The organism is Sphingomonas bacterium (genome assembly GCF_903644055.1).
Lineage (GTDB): Bacteria > Pseudomonadota > Alphaproteobacteria > Sphingomonadales > Sphingomonadaceae > Sphingomonas_I.
The window spans coordinates 1-5614 of record NZ_CAHJXD010000014.1; the positions used below are offsets into that span (position 1 = coordinate 1).

6 protein-coding genes and 1 pseudogene are annotated in these 5614 nt (G+C 65.9%); 2 read left to right on the forward strand and 5 right to left on the reverse strand.

Annotated features, from left to right (window positions below; all coding sequences use genetic code 11):
* The 4 genes and pseudogenes from HUU94_RS00510 to HUU94_RS00525 all read right to left on the reverse strand — a co-directional run.
* A pseudogene (locus HUU94_RS00510) lies at positions 1 to 354 on the reverse strand (hypothetical protein); the annotation flags it as partial.
* On the reverse strand, positions 351 to 629 hold the full coding sequence (locus tag HUU94_RS00515) for a hypothetical protein (protein WP_174273182.1): 279 nt from the start codon (positions 627 to 629) through the stop codon (positions 351 to 353). The pseudogene HUU94_RS00510 and the gene HUU94_RS00515, both read right to left, overlap by 4 nt.
* Positions 626 to 961, reverse strand: coding sequence for a phage holin family protein (locus HUU94_RS00520; RefSeq protein ID WP_174273183.1), 336 nt, complete (start codon positions 959 to 961; stop codon positions 626 to 628). The genes HUU94_RS00515 and HUU94_RS00520 overlap by 4 nt, the downstream gene beginning before the upstream one ends.
* Entirely contained in the window at positions 958 to 1494 is a 537-nt protein-coding gene (locus HUU94_RS00525; RefSeq protein ID WP_174273184.1) for a hypothetical protein, read from the reverse strand. Before HUU94_RS00525 ends, HUU94_RS00520 begins: the two co-directional genes overlap by 4 nt.
* Before the next feature lie 143 nt (positions 1495 to 1637).
* On the opposite strand from HUU94_RS00525, the gene eno reads away from it, so the two are divergent.
* Positions 1638 to 2915, forward strand: a complete 1278-nt coding sequence (eno, locus tag HUU94_RS00530) for a phosphopyruvate hydratase (RefSeq protein ID WP_174273185.1) — start codon at positions 1638 to 1640, stop codon at positions 2913 to 2915.
* Between the two features lie 230 nt (positions 2916 to 3145).
* Here the strand turns inward: eno and HUU94_RS00535 are convergent, their stop codons facing one another.
* Complete coding sequence (locus HUU94_RS00535) at positions 3146 to 3556, reverse strand: cupin domain-containing protein (RefSeq protein ID WP_174273186.1); 411 nt, start codon at positions 3554 to 3556, stop codon at positions 3146 to 3148.
* A gap of 442 nt (positions 3557 to 3998) precedes the next feature.
* Here HUU94_RS00535 and HUU94_RS00540 point away from each other — a divergent pair.
* Positions 3999 to 5614: ribonucleoside-diphosphate reductase subunit alpha (locus HUU94_RS00540; protein WP_254601810.1), on the forward strand; the 1616-nt coding region annotated here is incomplete at its 3' end.

Below are 5614 nucleotides of genomic sequence, written 5' to 3' on the forward strand. Positions count from 1 at the left end.
TCTCGCCGCCTGTTCGCGCAGGCCATCGACCGAGAAGCCCTGTTCGTCGAGCGCGCCCATCCCCGCCTCGCGCCCCGCCGCGATCGCCGCCTGCGCGGCATCGCCGATCCGGGAGCCGAGCGGCGCCAGCAATGCCTTCTCGCGTTCGCCTCGCGGGATCAGCGCGCCCGCCGCCGCCCCCAGCGCCAGCCCCGACAGCAACGCCACCAGCGGATTGGCGTCGATGCCGCCGAGCGCGCCCTGCGTCGCCGCGGACGCCTTGTCGCGCGCGCCGGCATAAGCGGTCGCGACCTTGCGGGTCACGATCTCCTGCTTCGTGGGTTCGGGCTCATGTGTGGATTTGGTCTTGCTCATCGCTCGTCCTTTTCGGATTTGTGGCGGAAACGTGAGAAAATTCCAACGCCGAGCAGCGCGGCGACGCTGGCGGCGGCGGCGCCCGCCACCACCGGGCGGCTCTTAACAGCCTCCACCGCGTCGCCCGCGATCGATTCGCTCTTGCGCTTAACGCCCTCGACGGCGTCCTCCGCGATGCGCTTGGGCTTGAGGCGGCCCTGCACCTCGTGCGCGGTCGCGAGCACGCGTTTACGCGCCAGTGCTGCCTCAGCCCTGGCTTTATCCAGCTCGCTCATCGCGGTGCCTTCGAAAAGCGCGAGATCGCGATCCAGGCGAGGAGGCCCGCGATCGCCAGCACGATCACCGCGCCGACCGCGAGGCCGCCCGCCGTGCCCAGCCAGACCGCCAGCGTCATCCCGAGCGCCGCGACCAGCACCGTCAGCGCCGCCTGCAGCAGCAGGATCGCGACGACGATCAGCGGCACCGCGATCTTGGCCGGCGATACCCATGCCATCGCGGTGGCCTTGACCACGCCGATCTCGGCCTTGGCATAGGCCTTGGTTTCGTCGATCAGCCGCGCGATCAGCGCGCGCAGACTCTGGTCCTCGCGGCTTCCCACCTGTCTCAAGCGTCGCTCTTCGGCTTGGTCTTGGATTTGCCGGTCGTGGTCTCGGCGGCGGTCTCCATGCCCGCCTTCGCGAGCCGCGCGACGACGAAGCCGAGCGCCGCTGCGGCACCGATCGCCACGGCCGGCGCCTTGGCGACCAGATCGCGCGCGTCGGCGAACAATTCGTCGACATCCTTGCCCTTCAGCGCCTCGTTGAAGCTGCCCAGCCCCTCGGAGGCCCTGCGCGCATAATCGCCATATTGGCTGCCGATCTTCTGGTCGACCTGGCCCGCGGCGTCGTTGATCGTCTTGAGCAGCTCGTCGATCGCGCCCGTCGCTTTGTCCTTGCCCTGCACGGCATAGTCGCGCGCCTTGTCATAGCCCTGCGCGCGCCAGTCCTCGATCTTGTCGAAGAAAGCGCCGCCGGTTGCCGCGCCCGCATCCTTGCCCGGCTTGGCAGCACCGCCGGCGGCCTCGGTCTCGTCGTCTGTGATGCCGGCGCCGTTGATGATGTGATCGGTGCCCTCGGGCAGGTTGGTTTCGTCGGCGGGCATGCTCGGTCTCCAAATCCCATGTCTTGGCACATCCAACACGGGCGGCCCTCGCGCGTTCCATGTCGGAGGCGGAATATTGCCTGTTTGGAGCCCGCCGGATAGAGGCCGCGCAACATCCTATCCTCAACCCGAAAGGCTCTTGAATGACCGCGATCGTCGACGTCCACGCACGCACCGTGATCGACAGCCGCGGCAACCCCACGGTGGAGGTCGACGTCACGCTGGAGGACGGAAGCTTCGGCCGCGCCGCCGTGCCCTCGGGCGCCTCGACCGGCGCGCGCGAGGCGGTCGAGCGGCGCGACGGGGACAGGAGCCGCTGGGGCGGCAAGGGCGTCACGCAAGCCGTCGATGCGGTCAACGGCGAGATCGCCGAGGCGGTCGAGGGGCTCGAGGCCGAGGATCAGGCCGAGATCGACCAGATCATGATCGAGCTCGACGGCACCGATACCAAGGCCCGCCTCGGCGCCAACGGCATCCTCGGCGTCAGCCTCGCGGTCGCCAAGGCCGCCGCTGATGCACGCGGGCTGCCGCTCTACCGCTATGTCGGGGGGGTCGCGGCGCACCTGCTGCCGACGCCGATGATGAACATCATCAACGGCGGCGCGCACGCCGATAATCCGATCGATTTCCAGGAATTCATGATCATGCCGATCGGCGCGGAGAGCATGATCGAGGCGCTCCGCTGCGGCACCGAAATCTTCCACACGCTCAAGGGCAAGCTGCACGACAAGGGCCTCGCCACCGCGGTCGGCGACGAAGGCGGCTTCGCGCCCGATCTCGCCAGCCCGGCCGCAGCACTCGATTTCATCATGGCGAGCATCGAGGCCGCCGGCTACAAGCCCGGCGAGGAGGTCGCGATCGCGCTCGATTGCGCGGCTTCCGAATTTTACAAGGGCGGCGTCTATGACCTGGCGGGCGAGGGGCGGAAGCTCTCGTCGGCGGAGATGGCCGATTATCTCGCCGATCTCGCCGCGCGCTATCCGATCGTCTCGATCGAGGACGGCATGGCCGAGGATGACTGGGACGGCTGGAAGATCCTCACCGACAAGCTCGGCGGCAAGCTCCAGCTCGTCGGCGACGATCTGTTCGTCACCAATCCCAGGATCCTCGCCGAGGGCATCGAAAAGGGCCTCGCCAATTCGCTGCTCGTTAAGGTCAACCAGATCGGCACGCTGACCGAAACGCTCGCCGCCGTCTCGATGGCGCAGCGCGCGGGCTATACCGCGGTCATGTCGCACCGCTCGGGCGAGACCGAGGATGCGACGATCGCCGATCTCGCGGTCGCCACCAACTGCGGCCAGATCAAGACGGGCAGCCTCGCACGGTCGGACCGGCTCGCCAAATACAACCAGCTCCTCCGCATCGAGGAGGAACTGGGCGCGATCGGCGTCTATGCGGGGCGGTCGGCGCTCAAGCGCTAGAATCTGTCCCGTTGCCGTTACACTCTCATCACCCCGGCCTTGAGCCGGGGTCCCGCTGCTTGGCCGACGCTGAAAAAGAAGCTGGACCCCGGCTCAAGGCCGGGGTGACGCTTCAGCTTGAACAGGACCGCCTCTAGCGCCCTTCGATGTGAAGCTCGGTGTATGATAATAGCCCACCGGGCAGATCGCGTGAGACGCGAAGGATACTCGCCGCGACCGTTCCGCTCGGCTCAGCCCTTCCGCTCGGTCGTCCCGCCGTCCCATTCGTCGGCGTCATGGTCGCGGATCGCCTGCGCCTTGTCCTTGTGCACGCGGCCGTCCTTGTGCTCGGGCGGGCCGTAGATCGTGTAGAAGCGCAGCGGCGCATCGCCGGTATTGATCACGTTGTGGCGCGCGCCGGCGGGGACGATCACCGCGAAGTCGTCCTCGACCTGGTTGGGCGTGCCGTCGATCCGCACCTCGCCCGATCCTTCCTCGATGCGGAAGAACTGGTCGCGATCCTCGTGCACCTCCTCGCCGATCTCCTCGCCGGGCTTCAGCGTCATCAGCACGAGCTGGAGGTTCTGGCCGGTATAGAGCACGCGGCGGAAATCCTCGTTGGCGATCGTCAGCTTCTCGATATTCTCGCAATAGCCCTTCATTCGGATGCTCCGGATAGCTGTTTCGGCTGCTTGAACGGCGGTCGACCCGCAGCGTTCCCGAAACGAAGTCGCGCGCGCGATCAGGCGGCTTGCGAGCAGCCTTCGTTAACCATCGGCACCGGCTTGCTTCTTTTTGTTCAAGCGAAATTTTGAACCCGGATCGAATAAAAGCGCTTGCGCGGCGGAATCACGAATGACACTATCCCTAGTGTTAACGCGTGGGGGCGGACACAATATTGAGATATTCCGGCGCGACACCATATCGCATCCGGCGGCGCCTTCCCTGTGGAACATGGGATGGATGGCGGCGCGCGCTCGATTGATCCGCTCCCCCATTTAACATCGGGCGTGTAGCATCGGGGCATGAACCCCGAGTCGAACGGATAAGGAACGGGGACGGGGCATGGACCTTTCAGGCAGCAGCGATCGGGATACGAACGATATGGCCACTCTTCTCGATAGTCCGGGCGTCGCCGCGGCGCCGCGCGCGCCCGGCGGGCCGAAGCTCTATGCGCTGGAGGTCGATCATTCGCGCGACGCCCTGCTCACCGATTTCGGCAAGGAGACGCTCAAGGATCGCTACCTGCTGCCCGGCGAAAGCTTCCAGGATCTCTTCGTCCGCGTCGCATCGGCCTATGCCGACGATGCCGCGCACGCCCAGCGCATCTACGATTATGTCTCGCGGCTGTGGTTCATGCCCGCGACGCCTGTGTTGTCCAACGGCGGCACGGGGCGGGGGCTGCCGATCTCCTGCTTCCTCAACCAGGTCAACGACAGCCTCAACGGCATCGTCGATACCTGGAACGAAAATGTCTGGCTGGCGTCGCGCGGCGGCGGCATCGGCACTTATTGGGGCGCGGTGCGCGGCATCGGCGAGCCCGTCGGGCTCAACGGCAAGACCAGCGGCATCATCCCCTTCGTCCGCGTGATGGATTCGCTGACGCTGGCGATCAGCCAGGGTTCGCTGCGGCGCGGATCGGCGGCGGTCTATCTCGACGTCAGCCATCCGGAGATCGAGGAGTTCCTCGAAATCCGCAAGCCTTCGGGCGATTTCAACAGGAAAGCGCTCAATCTTCATCACGGCGTGCTGCTCACCGATGAATTCATGGCGGCGGTGCGCGATGGCGCGCCGTTCGATCTGCGCAGCCCCAAGGACGGCTCGAAGCGCGGCGAGGTCGATGCCCGCGCGCTGTTCCAGAAGCTCGTCGAGACGCGGCTGGCAACCGGCGAGCCCTATATCGTCTTTTCGGACACGGTGAACCGCGCGATGCCCAAGCATCACCGCGACGCCGGCCTCAAGGTCTCGACCTCGAACCTCTGCTCGGAAATCACGCTCCCCACCGGCACCGATCAGTTCGGCCGCGATCGCACCGCGGTCTGCTGCCTCTCCTCGCTCAACCTGGAAACCTGGGACCAGTGGAACGGCGACAAGGCGTTCATCGAGGATGTGATGCGCTTCCTCGACAATGTCCTCCAGGATTATATCGACCGCGCCGAGCCCGGCATGGAGCGCGCCAAATACAGCGCCGAGCGCGAGCGTTCGGTGGGCCTCGGCGTGATGGGCTTCCACTCCTTCCTGCAAGCGCGCGGCCTGCCGTTCGAAGGCGCGATGGCCAAGAGCTGGAATTTGCGCATTTTCAAGCACATCCAGGCGCAGGTTAACGAAGCCTCGATGCAACTCGCGATCGAGCGCGGGCCGTGCCCCGATGCCGCCGACATGGGGGTGATGGAGCGATTCTCGTGCAAGACCGCGATCGCGCCGACCGCGTCGATCAGCATCATCTGCGGCGGCACGTCGGCCTGCATCGAGCCGATTCCGGCGAACATCTACACGCACAAGACGCTGTCGGGCAGCTTCTCGATCAAGAACCCCTATCTCGAAAAACTGCTCTCGGGAAAGTCGAAGAACAGCGATGCGGTGTGGAACACGATCCTCGAGCGCGGCGGCTCGGTCCAGCACCTCGATTTCCTCAGCCCCGACGAGAAGGATTGCTACAAGACCAGCTTCGAGATCGACCAGCGCTGGCTGATCGAGCTCGCCGCCGATCGCACGCCCTA

Bases quoted from the DNA above. Each gene is read 5' to 3' on its own strand.
- HUU94_RS00515 (WP_174273182.1), bottom strand. From the start codon at position 629: ATGAGCGAGCTGGATAAAGCCAGGGCTGAGGCAGCACTGGCGCGTAAA.
- HUU94_RS00525 (WP_174273184.1), bottom strand. From the start codon at position 1,494: ATGCCCGCCGACGAAACCAACCTGCCCGAGGGCACCGATCACATCATC.
- eno (WP_174273185.1), top strand. From the start codon at position 1,638: ATGACCGCGATCGTCGACGTCCACGCACGCACCGTGATCGACAGCCGC.
- HUU94_RS00535 (WP_174273186.1), bottom strand. From the start codon at position 3,556: ATGAAGGGCTATTGCGAGAATATCGAGAAGCTGACGATCGCCAACGAG.